Source organism: Flavobacterium sandaracinum (assembly GCF_004349135.1).
Lineage (GTDB): Bacteria > Bacteroidota > Bacteroidia > Flavobacteriales > Flavobacteriaceae > Flavobacterium > Flavobacterium sandaracinum.
This window is the reverse complement of record NZ_SMFN01000005.1, coordinates 124,979-142,064: the sequence shown is the minus strand read 5'-3', so window position 1 is coordinate 142,064 and position 17,086 is coordinate 124,979. Positions and strand designations below refer to the sequence as shown.

Below are 17,086 nucleotides of genomic sequence, written 5' to 3'. Positions count from 1 at the left end.
CATGTTACTACTTTCATATATCATCGTAATTCTCTACAGCATTTCGATTTTGCTTTTGTTTTTCTATAGTCTAGCCCACTTTAACTTGTTGCTAAATTATCTACGAAGTAAAAATAATACGGATCAATCTGTCCAATATGATTTATCAAAGCCTGATGAAATTCCCTTTGTGACGATACAGCTTCCTATTTATAATGAAAAATATGTAGTGGAACGCCTGTTGACTACAATAGCTAAAATGGACTATCCAAAGGACCGATTAGAAATTCAGGTTCTAGATGATAGTACTGATGAAAGCGTAGCGAGTACAGCACTCTTAATCCATAAAATCGCGCAGTCAGGACTAGATATAAAGCATATCAAGCGAACCAATAGAACAGGTTACAAAGCAGGCGCTTTGAAGCAAGGTTTGCTTAGCGCCAAAGGAGAATTCATCGCTATTTTTGATGCTGATTTTGTTCCTCAAAAAGACTGGCTCTACAAAACAATTCCTTATTTTAAAGATCAAAAAATTGGCGTAGTGCAAACTCGTTGGGGACACCTGAACCGCGATTATTCGATATTGACAAAAATTCAAGCTTTTGCACTAGATGCCCACTTTACTCTAGAACAAGTAGGACGGAATTCCAAATTGCATTTTATCAATTTTAATGGAACTGCGGGTGTGTGGAGAAAGCAATGCATCCTTGACGCAGGAAACTGGGAAAGTGATACGCTAACAGAGGATTTGGATTTAAGTTATCGGGCTCAGTTAAAAAACTGGAAATTCAAATATCTGGAAAATGTGGTTACGCCGGCTGAACTGCCAGCTATTATTAGTGCTGCACGCTCTCAGCAATTCAGATGGAATAAAGGTGGAGCTGAAAATTTTAGCAAAAATGCAATTCGTGTACTACAATCAAAATCCATCGGATTCAAGACCAAAGCGCATGGCATGTTGCATTTATTAAATAGCAGCATGTTCTTAGCAATCTTTACCATGGCAATCTTAAGTGTGCCCATGTTGTATATAAGAAATGAGTTTGCACAGTTTGAAAAAGTTTTTGACTTGCTACTCTTTTTCATCATTACCTCTATCCTCTTTTTCATCAGTTATTGGGCTACCTATAAAAGTATTCACGGTGGAGGTTTCAAGAATTTTTTGAAATACAGCAGTTTGTTTATTACCTTTTATACCATTGCCATGGGATTTTCATTCCACAACTCGATAGCGGTCTTGGAAGGTTTATGGGGCAAAAAAAGTGAATTTGTACGTACTCCAAAACTCAATATTGAAGGACTTAAAGATAAATGGAAACAGAATAGTTATCTTTCCAAAAGCATTTCTAAAAATATAATCATAGAGGGACTATTAATACTCTACTTTATTTTTGCAATGTATAGTGCTTTTCGATTAAATGACTACAGCTTGATTGCTCTGCATGTAATGCTTGTCATCGGCTTTAGTTTTGTATTTATAAAATCAATACAAGTAAATAAATGAGTTGGAGCGCTTCAAATAATGCGAAGTCTTATTGCTTTCTTGCATTAAGCATCTTTATTTATGCGTATATCGCTTACGTTTTAAATCGATCTGAATTCCTCTATTTGTTGGTTTCGTATAGCTTATTATTTGTTTCTTTTTATCAAATTATCAAACTTCAAAAAGACAATTTTCTTTTTCTAATTGGAGCGGCGCTGCTATTTCGATTGGTTTTTCTAGTGGCACTGCCTAATTTATCTCAAGATTATTTTCGGTTTATATGGGACGGAAACCTAATTCTTGAAAATATAAATCCCTACTTACAGCTACCAAAAGACCTTATCAATCAAAGTAACTTTGCTATTCCAAATGCAAGCGATTTGTATAATGGAATGGGTAGTTTAAGCGCCGGACATTATTCAAATTATCCTCCTGTGAACCAATTTTTATTTGCTGTGGCGGCCTTTTTCAGTAATCAATCGATACTAGGAGCAGCAATAGGAATGCGATTACTAATTATCGCAGCCGATTTTGGAACTTTATATTTCGGCAGTAAATTATTAGTCCGTTTAGGGATGGAGAAACACCGCATTTTCTGGTATATTCTTAATCCCTTAGTACTGATTGAACTTACTGGGAATTTACATTTTGAAGGAGTCATGTTGTTCTTTTTTGTTTGGGCAATTTATCTATTGGAACAAAACAAATGGCAATTAGCCGCCGTAATTTTGGCCTTGTCGATTTCAGTGAAATTATTACCATTATTGCTATTGCCTCTTTTTTTTAGAAAATTAGGATGGAAAAAAGCAATCCTTTTTTATACTCTTGTTATGGGTATAAATATGTTGCTTTTCCTTCCCTTTCTTTCAAAGGAACTAATTCAGAATTATAGCGAAACCATAGGCCTTTGGTTTACTAATTTTGAATTCAACGCCAGTATTTATTACATCATTCGTCAGATTGGATTTTGGATCACCGGATATAACATTATTCACATTACCGGAAAAATAATCCCTGTTTTTATTATTATTTACATCACTTTTCAAAGTTTAAAAGAGAAAAATAAAAATACCATTCCATTATTAAACAGTATGCTAATAGCATTGACCGTTTATTTTTTTACTGCCACAACAGTACATCCTTGGTATGTAATAAACCTAATTTTGATTGCTGTTTTTACCTCCTACAAGTATCCTTTTTTGTGGAGTTACACCATCATTTTAAGCTACAGCGCCTATTCAAAAATAATGTTTTCAGAAAATTATTGGCTTATTGCTATCGAATACTGCACGGTGATCCTATACCTTTTTTATGAAAAGAGTAAGATTCCAAGGTTAGAAAAAGGAGTATATTTGGATTTTTTAAATAATAAAGGTAAAATTAATGGACCAAATTAAAGAAAATCCAAAATCAATTCTAGAACAATGGGTCAATCAATTTAGTGATGAACTCTATTCTTGGGCCTTTTTCAAAACATCTTCCAAGGAAGTTGCTGAGGATTTAGTACAAGATACTTTCATGGCTGCATTTCATAAAATAGATACTTTTCAAGGCAAAAGCCACCCTAAAACTTGGTTGTTCTCCATACTCAACAATAAAGTAATTGACTATTATCGATTGAGTGCTCGAACCACTAGGAAAAACTTCAGTTTAACCGAAAATAGTGGTAATGAACTTTCGGATGGACTTTTTAATACCCACGGATGCTGGAAATCAAATGATATCAATGCCGCTTGGGATCAAGACCAAGAATTACTAGACAATCCTGAATTCAATTCAATCATGGAAAATTGCATGGAAGAACTGCCACAGAAATGGAAATTAGCTGTAACATCCAAATATTTAAGTGATAAAAAAACAGAAACTATTTGTCAGGAATTAGAAATTACTACGTCTAATTATTGGCAGATTGTGCATCGATCCAAGCTGTTGCTAAAAAAATGTCTGGAATTGAAATGGGTTTAACCAAACTTTAATATTCGAAGAATATGAATGAAGTAATGAGAACATTGTTGAGACCCTGTAAAAAGACAACAGAGCTAATCGACAAACAAATGTTCACTCCTTTAACGTTGAAAGAAAAGTTGCAATTACAAGCGCACAAAGCCCTGTGCAGGACCTGTAATGAATACGAAAAACAATCCAAATTACTCGATGCCCTCATAGGCAAATGGTTTGCAATCGATTCCAATAAAAAAATGGCTACATTAGACGAAGAGAAAAAAATTAAAATAATTGAATCCATTAACAAAATCTAATTTGTTTTAATTGGTTAGGAATTCTATTCAATAAGCCATGACTCTTTAAAAAAAAACAAAACAGAATATTTAAGATGATAGTAGAACGAAAACGATACGAGCTCTTTGGCAAAAAAATATTTGAAAAACTACTCATTCAATCGCCTTTTAAGATTCCAAATCCAATGCCGGATGAAGCCTGCTTTCTCTATTTGTTGCAAGGACAAATCAATTATAGCACTCCAAATCAAAACGTTATTATCCCACAAAATGATGCTGTTTTATTAAAATGTGGTTCTTATTTCAGTCAAATAAAAAGTACGGTTAAAGCACAAAAACATGAAATTGTTGTGATTCATTTTCATCCTGAAATATTAAAAAAGATTTACGATACAGAGTTACCTAAAGTTTTTCAACAGCCTGCTATTCTGGATACAAATAGTGACTTGAGTATAATTAACAATGATTTTCTAATAGAAAAATACATTGAGAGTTTGTTGTTCTATTTTGACAATCCAAGCCTTATTAATGAGGATTTATTGATTATTAAATTAAAAGAAATCATTCTGCTATTATGCCAAACAAAAAATGCGCCTCTTATTCAACAAATATTATCGCAGCTGTTTTCTCCTAGCAGTTATAGTTTCAAGCAAATTATTGAAAGCAACCTTTATTACCATTTCACCACCGAAGAATTGGCCGAAATGACTCATTTGAGCTTATCTTCCTTTAAAAGAGAATTTAAAAAAAATTATAATGCCACACCAGCCAGTTACATTCGTAATAAAAGATTAGAAAAAGCGGCCGAGCTATTGCTTATTTCTGAGGAACGAATTACTGACATTGCTTTTGATTGTGGCTTTAATGATCTGGCTAATTTTTCTAAGCTTTTCCATGAAAAATTCAATAATTCTCCCTCAAACTACCGTTTGGACCAAATAAGCAAATAGTTGAACCTTCTGCCAAAGTTTTAATTAAGCATTCATCGGACCTTTGTATAGTTAATAAAAACTATTCTATTAATTAAAAAACAAATACAATGGCACATTTAAAATTGGAAAATAATTCCATTTCTCCTATAACACAAGAGATTTTCGACAAAACACAAAAAGCCTTTGGTTTTGTTCCCAACATGTATAAAACCATGGGCGCTAATCCCGCTTTGTTAGATGCTTACATCTACTCTTACACTAGCTTTAGAGCCAATGCGGGATTCAATGCAACAGAGCAAGAAGTGGTATTCCTTACTGCAGCTTATGAAAACAATTGCGAATATTGTGTTGCTGCGCATAGCACCCTTGCAGATATGGCTAAGGTTCCAACAGAAATTACAGATGCTATTCGAAACGGTGCAGAAATTGCAGATCCTAAATTAAAGCAATTGTCACAATTAACGCGTTCCCTTTCTTTAAACAGAGGAATTGTACCGCAAGAAGAAGTGGATGCTTTCTTAGCTGTTGGATACACAGAGCAACATGTTCTGGGAATCTTAGCAGGTATTGCTGTGAAATTAATCAGCAATTATTCAAACCATATTACCAATCCGGAATTAGAAGCTCCTTTTACTTCAAGAGCTTGGAAAAAATAATTTGAAAATTATCTAGATTTGAAAACCAATAAGCCTCAAAAACACTTATTGGTTTTTTTTATCTACTGTCGTCAGGAATTAGCAATGTGCATGTCTATACTTGTATTAGAACCAAGCCTACATAAATATGAAATTGATTGCTGTTTTACATTCTAAAAAAAAACCAATTCTTTTAGGGTTTTCGATCAGTTTACTTGGCGCTTTACCAATAGGTTATACCAACGTAATTAGTTTGCAAATTTTATTGGAACAAGGGAATTGGGCATCACTCTCCTTTATTTTAGGAATTATTTTTGTTCAATATTTTGTTTTGAAAATGGTTTATAAAATAGCGCGCTGGCTCGTCAACCAAAGGAAATTACTACTGTTTATCGACCTGTTTACCATACTCTTTCTTTTAGTCATTGGCTTATATTTCATGACTAGTAGTGCTAATCATCAAAATGTCAGTCTTTCTAATCTAATACTGATTCAATATCCTTTTCTATTGGCTGTATTTCTAAATCTTTTAAATTTTATCCAATGGCCCTATTGGTCTGGAATTTATATCTATCTTTTTAGAACAGCTAAACTAGACGATCAAATAAAAACTACGAATAAATTTATACTTGGTGCTTTATTAGGAACTGGTTTAGGAATGTTTCTCTTTGCTCATGTTGGACAATTTTTAATTGAAGCAAATCAATTAAAAATAAGTTCTTACATCAATACCATTTTTATGATTTTATTCTTGTTTTTAGCCACAGTTCAAACGGTAAAATTTATTTACAAAAATTCGTTTTTTAACAAGGAAATCAAGCGATTGTAAAACCTAAAAAATATTAATTTTCACATAGAAGTTAGTATCCTCTTTTTTAATAAGTAACTTTACGATTATGAAGAAAACCTTTTTTATCCTCGCCGCATTTTTACTGATCGTCGCCAGCGGATTTTCTTTCTATCATTCCTCTATGGTTGACTCAACCTCTTTTAAAACGAAATTAGAGTACAAAGGAATGAATTTGGTCGCCCCCATCAAAGAGTTAAAAAACACCACATTTGACGAATTGAAAGCACATCATATTAATTCGATTTCATTAATTCCGTATGCTTTTGTTGACGTCGAAAATGCTTCTGTTCATTACAATAATAAAAGACAATGGTGGGGCGAAAGAACGGAAGGCATTATAGCCAGTAATCAACTGGCGCATGAGTATAAAATGACGGTTATGCTAAAACCACATCTTTGGGTAAATCATAATTTTTATACAGGAAATTTAGATTTTGCCACGGATTCCGAATGGAAAAAATGGGAAGCCGATTATGAAAAATACATTCTTGATTTTGCTCAATTAGCCCAGCAAGAAAAAATAGAACTATTTTGTTTTGGTACCGAACTAGGAAATTCAGTGGCCAAAAGACCCGAATATTGGTCGCAATTAATCCAGAAAATTAAAAAAATCTACACTGGGAAATTAACTTACGCCGCAAACTGGGATGATTTTGATAAAGTCCCTTTCTGGAATGAGTTGGATTACATCGGGATCGATGCATATTTTCCTTTATCTGATGCCACAACACCCGCAGTTGCTGATCTTAATGAAGCTTGGCAGCAACACATCCTAAAAATGGAAAAGCTACAAGCTAAAACCAACAAGAAAATACTCTTTACAGAATTTGGTTATCGCAATTCCGACCAAGCAGCCAAAGAACCTTGGAAAGAAAATCAAAGTGGAATTAATAATTTGGCGCAAGCCAATGCCTACGAATCCTTGTTTCAAACCTTAACGCAAAAGAACTGGTTTGCGGGCGGATTTGCCTGGAAATGGTATGCTGATGCGTATCATAAAGAGCCAAAAAATAGTATTGATTACACACCACAGGAAAAACCTGCACTTGAAACCATTAAAAAATGGTACCAATAATTTAAAATAATAAAATGAATTCACACAAAAATAAACCGGTCCTCGTCTTCGATGTAAACGAAACTTTACTCGACATGACTCCGTTAAAAAAATCGGTAAATGCGCTCCTTGATAATGAGCAGGGATTTAGAATCTGGTTCGGTATGTTATTGCATTACTCCATTGTTTCTAATAGCATTGATGCGTATCACGATTTTGGCACAATTGCTAGTGCAACCTTGTCTATGGCGGCCACGTCCCTGCATATAAAAGTTAGTGAAGATGAAATTAAAGCGACCCTTTCAAAAATTCAAACCTTGCAAGCCTACCCTGATGTAGAGAAAGGTCTGAAGCTCTTAAAAGATCATGGTTTTAGATTAATTACCTTGACGAATTCGCCACCGCATGCACTAAAACAGCAATTAATCAATTCAAATTTGACTGATTACTTTGAGCAGGCATTGAGTATTGATAGTCTTAAAAAATACAAACCAGAAGCAATAACTTATTTATGGGCAGCAAAAGAACTAGCCGTACAACCTAAAGATATGCTGATGATTGCGGCACATGGTTGGGATTTAGCCGGTGCTTCGCATGCTGGTTTAAAGACATGTTTTATAGCTCGTGAAGGACAATCTGTATATACTTTGTCCAACAAACCTGATTTTGAAGCGAAAGATATTTTAGCAATGGCAGAACAATTAGTTGCTGTTTATAACAAATAGTATCCATCGTAAAACTCAAAAGGGCGTTTGTTTCAGTTGAAACAAACGCCCTTTTTTTGAACTAAATAATTAACCACAATTTATTTTGATTCTTGAAATAACATGGCTCCAGAATTCATGCAATAACGCAATCCCGTAGGATTAGGTCCATCATCAAAAAGATGTCCTATATGACCATCACAACGCGCACAAACTATTTCCCCACGAACCATTCCCAAGCTTTTGTCTACTACTTCTTTAACTCTATTATTATTTATTGGAGCATAAAAACTAGGCCATCCTGTTCCTGAATTAAATTTTGTTTTGGACGAAAACAACGGTAATTTACAAGCAGCACAGAAATAATTTCCTTTTTTATGATTGTCATTAAACTCATTCTGGAAAGGTCGTTCTGTTCCTTGCTTACGAAGGATATAATATTGATTGTCTGAAAGTACCTTTTTCCATTGAGCATCCGTTTTAGCCACTTTTTTCAATGACGTATCAGTCAAAGATAGTACGGGCTGTTGTTGTTTTGTGGTTGTAGTCTCAGTATTTGCTTTATCCGTTTTAGTGGACTGCATGCACGCCATAAAGCTAAAAGCTATAGCTGGTAGTATTAAAAGTTGTTGGTATCGCTTCATGATTATTAAGATTTAGGTTTTAATTTTCCTTTATATGTTTTTTTAAACTTGTTGTATCTCGGTATTGAAACACCTTTCACATAAGGCTGATTGGGATTGTTTTTTACATAATCTTGGTGATAGGATTCTGCTTCATAAAAATCCACCACTGGCTTCACCTCTGTTACAATAGGAGCCGCAAATACTTTATTTGCCGTAAGCTCTTTAATCTTATCTTCTATTATTTTTTTCTCAGCAGGATTTTTATAAAAAGCAATAGAACGATAGGACGAACCCTTGTCTGGTCCTTGTTGATTAGGAGTTGTAGGATCTTGCGATGCAAAAAATACCGCTACTAATTCCTTATACGAAACCACTTTTGGGTCATAAAAAACAGCCACTGCCTCTGCGTGTCCAGTTCTGTTTGAACCTACATATTCATAAGTAGGGTTTTTAACTTTCCCACCTGTATATCCTGACACGGCATCATCTACTCCTACGACTGCTTCAAAAACATGTTCCGTGCACCAGAAACAACCAGAAGCAAAAACAGCTACCGCCTTTCCTTTTTTAGGCACTAAAGACAATTTTTCGGTTTGTGCGCTACAACTTATAATTGTAAAAAACACAAGGGCATAACTTAGTAATTTCATTTTCATCTTTTATTATTTTTATTTTACAGAATCTATTCTATTGATTTTGAATGATTTATTTGCTGTCCGTGTTTCGCAATTGAATCTAAAGTAATATACGTCTGATTTCTAGATTTGGTTTTAAAACAATTCCTAAAGTTTTGTTAGTTTTTTACACTCAATGTCTCTAAAATCTTTTCTTCGAAACCTTGCAACGCTCTGATGGCGTAATCTACTTTCTTTTTGGTTTTATATTTATAAGACACTTCTAGAAAATTTTTAAACGGTACTTTAGGTTGTACTTCAAGCGCATCGTTTTTTTTATAATTTACTTTAATAGGAATGTCTTTGTAATACGTAAAATATTCAGGATGGGTAATCACACCTAAAGTGGAGCAGTCAAAAGGTATAAATCCTCTAACACCAAAATACTTCTCGTTTTTTTCCATCCAAGGTTGTACAATATCAAACAACCATTTATCAGCTTCTTCGTTTTGATCTAAACTAGCCAAATCTATGTTTCCTATATGCGTATACGAACTCGGTTCATAGCCTGCAAATACAAGTGGTATAGGCGAATTCAAAACCACATCCATTGATTTAGTATCAAATTCATAGTTGTAATCAAACACATTCAATTTTCCGTTTCCGGGATTGAAAGGCAAGCCCGGTGTTCTCGCTGCACAAACAGAAATTTTCTCGATTTGCGGAATAATATCGGGATGATTCTGAATCAAAGTAGCAATATTAGTCATGGGTCCTAAAGCTAATATGGTTAGTTTTTCTTTCTTCAACGCTTCATACAACGCTCGTGTTCCGTCATTTTCAACCCCTAAATCAGCTGCTTTTGGCGAACCTTTATACACTGGAATTGCCGCCCCTTTGTGGTGCCATTTTAGTATTTTGTTGATAATATCATAGCTGTAATCCACATAGGTAATCGAACTAATACCTACAATCTCGATTTGAGGTTGTTTCAAAGCCATAATCAATGTGATGCCATCATCCACTTCTCGTGGTGTTTTATCGGGCATTCCAATCATAAGATCCGTATCAAACCATACTTTGGTTTGTGCTTGCAATTGTGCCGCAAGTAAAAGTGTAAATACTATTATTTTGATTTTCATACTGTTTTTTTTTAACGTTTTTATACCGCGAATTTGCGAATTTTTATTTTTTCTAATTTCTTTTCATCATTTCCTTTGTCATCGTATTTGCTTAATCATAAATCTAAAATAAATTTTTACCATGGATTAAGGTATCTAATTGATTTTTATTGTCCATAAATCTCTAGTGCTATTTCCTAGCTTTTGGATTGTATCATGTAGATATTTATCCGTCATAATTTTGGACTTTAGATCCAAAAAATTAATTATTCTAAAATTAATTCTCGAGCAAACAAAAGTAAATCGGCTTTGGTTTTTAAATCCATTTTTAATGGCAGTTGCGCTAATCCTATGATTCTACGCAAAATTTCTATTCCAATAAAACCATTCAAAATAGCAGTATTTAAATCGTCAAAAGAAGAGTAGTTTTCCTTTACAAAAACAATTGTTGACTCCTGTTGTTGCGTCATATACAAATGGGCGAGCAATACACCCAAATCAAATTCCCGCAAGCCATAAAAGCAAAATTCTGGATCGATAACCTTAATTCCATCAGATGTTTTTAACCAACTTCCAGGATAAAAATCTCCGTGCAATAAATATTTCCCTTTTGAAAGGTACAACGAACCCAATCGCTCCATCTTTTCTTTTAATTCAGCGTCTTTTTTATAAGGCATCGCTACCATTTGCAAACCCAATTGAACCAAATCCAAATCAAATCCATTGTCTTCTTTAAAAGGATATTCAAAAAGATGTTCGTAGTTTAATGCTTTCATTGCTGTATTTGCCAGCTCCTCATCAACAACCGTTTTTTCAAAACTTTGGTGCAAACTATTTATATAATGCACTAACTGCAGCAACTCTTCTTCTGGTATTTTTTCTTTTAAATCATACAAAACGGTATAATCATTGGACTTCCCTAAATCCTCCAAAGCGATCAAATTATTAACTGCATCAATACCCAAAAGTGTTGGCATAATATCCTGCACTTCTTTAGCGCTTGCTATCTTTTGATAAAAAGCAGCTTCAGTTAATACGCGGTTTTCAGGTGCTAAAACCTGAGGATATTTCTCCACATAACCTCTAGATTGCTTGAGAATAAAAGAGCGCGTGGCTGTTTCTATTCGCAACACACAATTCATATTTCCCTCACCTGGTTTGGATACAGAAACAATCGTTTCACTGTCCTTTAACCATTTTTGTTGGTATAAATAAGCAGCCAATTCTTTTGGCTCGTTTGCATTTAGTATAAACATATTTTCTATTTTTTAATGGGGCGTTCCCGCCAAAAAAAGGCGGGCAGGCTATCCGCTACAATCTTTTTTGGCCTAAAAAGCCCAAAAAAGGATTTTCACTCCTATCCTTAACGCAGTATAGTATTAAATTCAAAACCAGTCAATCTCACACTCCTCGCAGAATAGCCGTTTTAAAATAAATAACGTACTCCAAACTGAAACTGTCTTGGAGGCGAAGCATTTCTTTGGGTAAACAATCCGCTTGCACTAGAGCCACCTTGAATTTGGTTACTTTGTGTCGCATTATTACTGTATCCGCTTAAATTTTCAGCATTAAATATATTAAAGACATCCGCACGTAATTCCAACTTATTATTTCCTGTAATTTTGAACTGGTGTTGTACTCCTAAATCAAAAGTCGTACTCCATGGTAATCGATCATTATTCCTGCCTTCTCCTGGAAAACGATCACTATTTCCTTGATACGCATCAGAGAAACTAGCTCCATCTCCATTCAAATCTGTTGTTCCAAAACCAAGCGGAATTCTATTTATTGGTTGCCCACTTTGCAATAAACCAGCTAGAGTTACCGCTGTTCCTTTAAAAGGATAATAACTGTAAATTCCATTAATATTATGAGTTCTATCATTTACTGATGGCCCCCATTCATTCGCATAATTATTCGCATCCGAAGGTCTAAAGTTAATTCCATCCGTATCATTTTTACTGGATGACAACGTATAATTCAATCGATAGGAATAATTATCTGTACCTCTTGTTTTTTGATAATTTAAACTCATGGCGTAATATCTCGATTTTCCTTCGTTTTCACTAACAATTACATTTCTAGCAATACCAGTAACCGTTTGTCCATTGAGGATCGCACTTCCGTTCGTAATAGGAATTGGTCGGCTCGCATCGGCTTCAGCCTGAGTTCTAATGACTACATTATTAGGGTCAATGGGATATTCAGCAGCTGCATTAAGATTGCGCAGACGGGTAAGGTTCTCGCCTCTATTGTGTACCACATCAACAAAAAACAATCTTTCATCCGTTAACTGCAATTGGTATCCCATCATAAATTCATGAGAATAGGCATTTTTATAGCCATTAGGATTTAAAATTCTGCGCTCATTAGAAAAGATATTCTCTCTTTGTCCTTGTAAATCGGTTGCAGAAGGCCCTTGTAAATAACTTACCCCTGAAACCGTTGCCCCTAAGTTTCCGTTGTAGGTAATTCGATCAATATTAGTGTCGGCTGGTAAAATTCCTAATCTTTTTAACTCTTCTAATTGTAATTTATAGCTTTGTGAAGTCGTGTTTTGTTGCAAAGCATCGCTGTAAAGTGCATAGTTTACTTTATCATACGAAATTCCGTAACCACCGCGTAAACTGCTGGAATTATCTAATTTATAATTAAAATTAAAACGGGGTGCTAAGTTGTTGTAATCGCCTTTGTCGCTTCCTCCTTTTGATAAATTATCATAGTCATAACGCAATCCTAAAGTAAGATTCAATCGATCCGTAACCGACCATAAATCTTCTATGTAAGCGGAATAAATATCTTGATTGGTACCAAAAGAAGTAGGACGCAATTCTACATTATAATTGATAACCTGTACCTCTTGCGGAATATCATTTACATTCAAACTTCCGCCCACACCACTATTTCTTATTGCATCAATTTGGCTTTGATTCAGTTTTACTCGATAATTTCCTACTGGATTTCCACCTCCAAACAATTGATGATCCCCTCTGATAAAATTTACTCCTGCTTTTAAAGTATGTTTTTCAGTATAATATTTTACTTTTTGTTGCAATTGTATTGTATTTTCAATCGCATCAAACACATAACCTGGGTTACCAATCACCCCTAATGTTTCATCATTAACGCCTAAAATCGTTACTTGAGAACTATTCGGATTAAATGGTTTGGCATAGTTCCATCTAAAACGACTGTATTGCACATTTGTTTCTCCAGAAAAATTTCCAAATTTATAACTGTTTTTTAAAGCCAATAAAACACTATTCCGTTCTTGCGTGTTTCCAGCAGATTTAAAAGTCGAACCACCATCGAGTCCGCCACCTTGGCGCTCCACATCTACTCTACCAATGTTGGCACGAAAGGACGAGTTGAAATTAGCATTCCAAATTTGGTCTATTTTGGACGAAAAATAATCAAATGTATTGGTTCCTCTTACTGTTTCTGTAATCCCAAACTGAGGAACATTTAACAAGTTGTCTTTGATATCAGTGGTATGTTCAAAATTAAAATAATAGAAGGTTTTGTCTTTGGCAAAAGCCCCTCCTATTCCTGCTCCAGTTTGATATCTTGAAAAACCATTTTTAACTTGGTTTCCTGACAAATCTCTTTGAGCAAAGCTTGATTTTCCATCTATGGAAGGTCCAGGTCTTGTAATAAAGAACACCTCTCCCATAGTTTCATTTGAACCCGAACGTGGCGTGATATTTATGATTCCGCTTCCTGTTAAACCATATTCAGCAGAGAAATTATTAGTCAAAACCGTCACATCTTTTACAAACCCGGAAGGAATTGCAAATTTTTGTCCTCCTAAAAAACGTTCGTTATTATCCATTCCATCAATTAAATAGGACGTATATTGAGAACTCGCTCCGTTGATACTCACATTTGCTGCTTCTGGAAAGAAACCTGTTGCTTGCGAAACATTAGGCAAACGGAATAAAACTCTGGTAATATCGCGACCTTCTACGGGGATTTCCTGAATTTCAGTTGCTTTCATTTCAAAGGAAACTTCGGCATCCCGGCGATTTATTTTTGAATTCGACCCAGACGAGATCACAACCTCATCTAATTCTTGTGTACCACTTTTTCTTAGCAGTAGCGTCACATTCGGATTTTGATTGGAACGAATGTCAATAAAATTAGAACTTTCAGCGGTATAATCCTGCGTTGCCGCAACACTAACTTGATACCCATCAAGCGCTTCTAGGTTCCTAAAAATCACTTTTCCTTGCATATTTGAAATTTGTCGTACTTGTAAATTTCTACTTCTGTTTTCTAAAGTTATAGCTAAATTAGAAACTGGTTTTTGTGTGACTGCATCAATTACAGAAACGGTTAAATCTTGTTGAGCCATAGCTATTGTTGAGATACACAGCAATGCCCAAATATAAAATTGCTTCATTTGGTTTGAAAAATTAATTTAAAAAAGGATTAAACAGAAATTTTACACGTAAAACGGTGATCCTTTATTAAAATTAAAAGCGTGATAATCCAAAGAATATAATCTTGTTTCAAAATCATTTTGAACTAAATAATTGGATAAAAACGAAAGCAGTATTTTTCTAAAACTATCAGAGAATGATAATTTTTGAGTCGCTTTTTTGAAATCGGAAGCGTTATTGCAATCATGTAAATACGCGAGATATGCGATTGATTGCGTTCTGTAAAGCGTTTGTAAAGCAGTAAAAACGCTTTTAGTCTGCCATGGAATAGATTTGAATCGCTCAGCCTTAAATTTCAACTTTGAAACACCTATTAAATAAGCGCCACCGGAATAATCAGACCCTATAACTAAATCATTACGTCTTAAATCTCGTTCGGCTTGAAGCAAATGATGGGCTTTCAATTCAATGCAATCATTTCCTATGACAATAATTTTATCGAAACCTTTAGCAAAAATAGTTTCAATTGAATGCGTTATTCTCTCTCCGAAAGTGGCACCCACCTGATCATTTTCATTTGAAATAAAATAGGGTAATTTGGTTTGTTGACTAATTTTAATACTATGATCATTCATTTTCTTCCACAACAAAACATTTTGCTTCGAGGAAGAAGCAATTGGTTTTAAGGCGCTTACCTTCTTTTCGCTTTGCGCAAAAAGCAGAATGGCTGTGGTGTTAGAATAATCCATTATTAAATTCATAAATCTATAGACGAAAGTCTTTGTTATTACTGACAAAAAACGAGCAAAATAATCAAATACCAGTACAATAATTATCCTTTGAATAAATATTGGATGATAAAAATAAGCTTTAAGTCATCTATTTCGTTTAAAAGGAATAAAAAAAACGGAACAAGATTAATCCTGTTCCGTTTTCAACAAATATTATCTAAACTAGCTCATTTTAAAAGCTGTACTTTCCTTTATTCTAAAATAAAACTAACTGTAACATTAGCCGTAATATTTATTTCTCCCACTGCAAGTGTTTCTCTAGAAGCACTAGTATCACTCATTTCCATGGTTTTCATAGATGCATACATAGGTTGTGGGAAATAGGTTTGTGAATTATCAGAGATAGTCATGGCACGTCCTATTTTTTGTCCTAAAACAGAAACATAATCCTCTGCTTTCAATTTCGCTTCTTTCATTGCTAATTTTCTAGCCTCAGATTGATATTGAGCTAATTTTGAAGATTGGAACGTGACATTATCAATTCTGTTAATTCCTTCGTCTACCAAACCTTCCATCAATTCGTCATACTTTGATAAATCTTTCAATAAAATCTCTATAGTTTGAGTTGCATTATAACTGTGTTTCTTTTTCTCGTAATCGTATTGTGGATTTAATGAAACGCGTTGTGTTTTATAATCTGCTGGTGCCAAGTTCATTTTTTTGATGAATTTTAAAACAGCCTCAATCTTTTCATCATTTTGCTTTTTAACATCTTTAGCATTATTCCCTTTTGTTTCAACAGTAACTGCTATATTGGCCTGATCCGGAATCACTTTTACTTTTCCTTCTCCACTTACATTAACTTGAGGAACTTGCTTCACTTCTTGCCCGTAAGACATGGAAATAAATAGAACAGACAGAATCAATAGTGCTTTTTTCATTTTTGTGTAATTTAATTGTTTGTACTAAATTCTTTTCAAAAGTTATGCCACTATAATTTTCCCATTTTTTCCATCACAAAAAGAATAACTATTGGAATAGCTAATAGTATCACCATTAAAGTATGATCTACTAACAAAGTAGGCTCTTTTAGTAATGTGATTAAATAACCACCTACTGCACCTCCAAAATGTGCCGTATGACCTATATTATCATTCTTAGCTTTCATCCCATAAATAGAATACAATAAATAAAGGATTCCAAAAACATACGCAGGCATTGGAATAATAAAAAAGATACCCAACATCATATCTGGCTGCAGCAATATCGCCGAATATAAAACACCCGTAACGGCACCTGATGCACCTACAGCTCTATACCCATAATCATCTTTATGAAAAGCCATTGTTAATAAACTCCCAAAAATTAAACTCCCAAAATAAACTAACACAAACGAAAAGCTCCCTAGATGACTAATAACAACTGGAGCGAAAAACCAAAGCGTCAACATATTAAAAATCAAATGCGTCATGTCAGCATGAAGAAAACCAGAGGATAACATTCGGATTTGCTCTCCTGAACGAATACTGCCAACATGAAATTCGTACTTTCTAAAAAAAGAGAGATCATTAAAACCTTTGTAACTAATCAAAACATTTACAATAATTATTGCTAATAAAATGGTATTCATAAAGTATGTTTATTGTGAAATGTAAAGATAGTCATTCTCTGATACACCTGTAGTAAGCGCTCAAATTTTATCTCGACAATCATTTTTACCTTATATTTGCAAGAAAAA

General features: G+C 34.2%; 17 protein-coding genes. 9 read left to right on the top strand and 8 right to left on the bottom strand.

What is annotated here, in order from left to right; all coding sequences use genetic code 11:
- Position 1 precedes the first annotated feature (1 nt).
- From E0F91_RS06125 to E0F91_RS06085, 9 genes are all read left to right on the top strand, one after another.
- The gene (locus tag E0F91_RS06125) at positions 2–1,483 is read left to right on the top strand and encodes a cellulose synthase family protein (RefSeq protein WP_132065438.1); all 1,482 of its coding nucleotides are present in this window, start codon (positions 2–4) and stop codon (positions 1,481–1,483) included.
- On the top strand, positions 1,480–2,859 hold the full coding sequence (locus E0F91_RS06120; RefSeq protein WP_132065437.1) for an MptA/MptB family glycosyltransferase: 1,380 nt from the start codon (positions 1,480–1,482) through the stop codon (positions 2,857–2,859). Before E0F91_RS06125 ends, E0F91_RS06120 begins: the two co-directional genes overlap by 4 nt.
- Positions 2,846–3,427, top strand: a complete 582-nt coding sequence (locus E0F91_RS06115) for a sigma-70 family RNA polymerase sigma factor (RefSeq protein WP_132065436.1) — start codon at positions 2,846–2,848, stop codon at positions 3,425–3,427. The genes E0F91_RS06120 and E0F91_RS06115 overlap by 14 nt, the downstream gene beginning before the upstream one ends.
- A 23-nt stretch (positions 3,428–3,450) precedes the next feature.
- Entirely contained in the window at positions 3,451–3,720 is a 270-nt protein-coding gene (locus E0F91_RS06110; RefSeq protein ID WP_132065435.1) for a hypothetical protein, read from the top strand.
- A gap of 74 nt (positions 3,721–3,794) precedes the next feature.
- The gene (locus E0F91_RS06105) at positions 3,795–4,649 is read left to right on the top strand and encodes a helix-turn-helix transcriptional regulator (protein WP_132065434.1); all 855 of its coding nucleotides are present in this window, start codon (positions 3,795–3,797) and stop codon (positions 4,647–4,649) included.
- Between the two features lie 89 nt (positions 4,650–4,738).
- Positions 4,739–5,287: a carboxymuconolactone decarboxylase family protein gene (locus E0F91_RS06100; RefSeq protein ID WP_132065433.1), complete on the top strand. Its 549-nt coding sequence runs from the start codon at positions 4,739–4,741 to the stop codon at positions 5,285–5,287.
- 127 nt (positions 5,288–5,414) lie between these two features.
- Positions 5,415–6,095: a hypothetical protein gene (locus E0F91_RS06095; protein WP_132065432.1), complete on the top strand. Its 681-nt coding sequence runs from the start codon at positions 5,415–5,417 to the stop codon at positions 6,093–6,095.
- 67 nt (positions 6,096–6,162) lie between these two features.
- Entirely contained in the window at positions 6,163–7,191 is a 1,029-nt protein-coding gene (locus E0F91_RS06090; RefSeq protein WP_132065431.1) for a glycoside hydrolase family 113, read from the top strand.
- 14 nt (positions 7,192–7,205) lie between these two features.
- Positions 7,206–7,895, top strand: coding sequence for a haloacid dehalogenase type II (locus tag E0F91_RS06085; RefSeq protein ID WP_132065430.1), 690 nt, complete (start codon positions 7,206–7,208; stop codon positions 7,893–7,895).
- An 80-nt stretch (positions 7,896–7,975) separates the two neighbouring features.
- Here the strand turns inward: E0F91_RS06085 and msrB are convergent, their stop codons facing one another.
- The 8 genes from msrB to E0F91_RS06045 all read right to left on the bottom strand — a co-directional run bounded on the left by msrB (position 7,976) and on the right by E0F91_RS06045 (position 16,978).
- Positions 7,976–8,518, bottom strand: coding sequence for a peptide-methionine (R)-S-oxide reductase MsrB (msrB, locus tag E0F91_RS06080; RefSeq protein ID WP_207919036.1), 543 nt, complete (start codon positions 8,516–8,518; stop codon positions 7,976–7,978).
- Positions 8,519–8,523: 5 nt separating this feature from the next.
- Positions 8,524–9,156 carry a peptide-methionine (S)-S-oxide reductase MsrA gene (msrA, locus tag E0F91_RS06075; protein ID WP_132065429.1) on the bottom strand — a complete coding sequence of 211 codons (633 nt, stop codon included), beginning with the start codon at positions 9,154–9,156 and terminating at the stop codon, positions 8,524–8,526.
- 137 nt (positions 9,157–9,293) lie between these two features.
- Positions 9,294–10,256, bottom strand: a complete 963-nt coding sequence (locus E0F91_RS06070) for a nucleoside hydrolase (protein ID WP_132065428.1) — start codon at positions 10,254–10,256, stop codon at positions 9,294–9,296.
- Between the two features lie 245 nt (positions 10,257–10,501).
- Positions 10,502–11,491 (bottom strand): phosphotransferase, encoded by a 990-nt coding sequence (locus tag E0F91_RS06065; protein WP_132065427.1) that lies wholly within the window; start codon positions 11,489–11,491, stop codon positions 10,502–10,504.
- A gap of 170 nt (positions 11,492–11,661) precedes the next feature.
- Complete coding sequence (locus E0F91_RS06060) at positions 11,662–14,637, bottom strand: TonB-dependent receptor domain-containing protein (protein ID WP_132065426.1); 2,976 nt, start codon at positions 14,635–14,637, stop codon at positions 11,662–11,664.
- Between the two features lie 42 nt (positions 14,638–14,679).
- A complete protein-coding gene (locus tag E0F91_RS06055) occupies positions 14,680–15,378 on the bottom strand; it encodes a TIGR04282 family arsenosugar biosynthesis glycosyltransferase (protein ID WP_132065425.1) in 699 nt (232 codons plus the stop codon).
- A 221-nt stretch (positions 15,379–15,599) separates the two neighbouring features.
- Positions 15,600–16,289, bottom strand: coding sequence for an SIMPL domain-containing protein (locus E0F91_RS06050; protein WP_132065424.1), 690 nt, complete (start codon positions 16,287–16,289; stop codon positions 15,600–15,602).
- Between the two features lie 50 nt (positions 16,290–16,339).
- The gene (locus E0F91_RS06045) at positions 16,340–16,978 is read right to left on the bottom strand and encodes a rhomboid family intramembrane serine protease (protein ID WP_132065423.1); all 639 of its coding nucleotides are present in this window, start codon (positions 16,976–16,978) and stop codon (positions 16,340–16,342) included.
- Between the last annotated feature and the right edge of the window lie 108 nt (positions 16,979–17,086).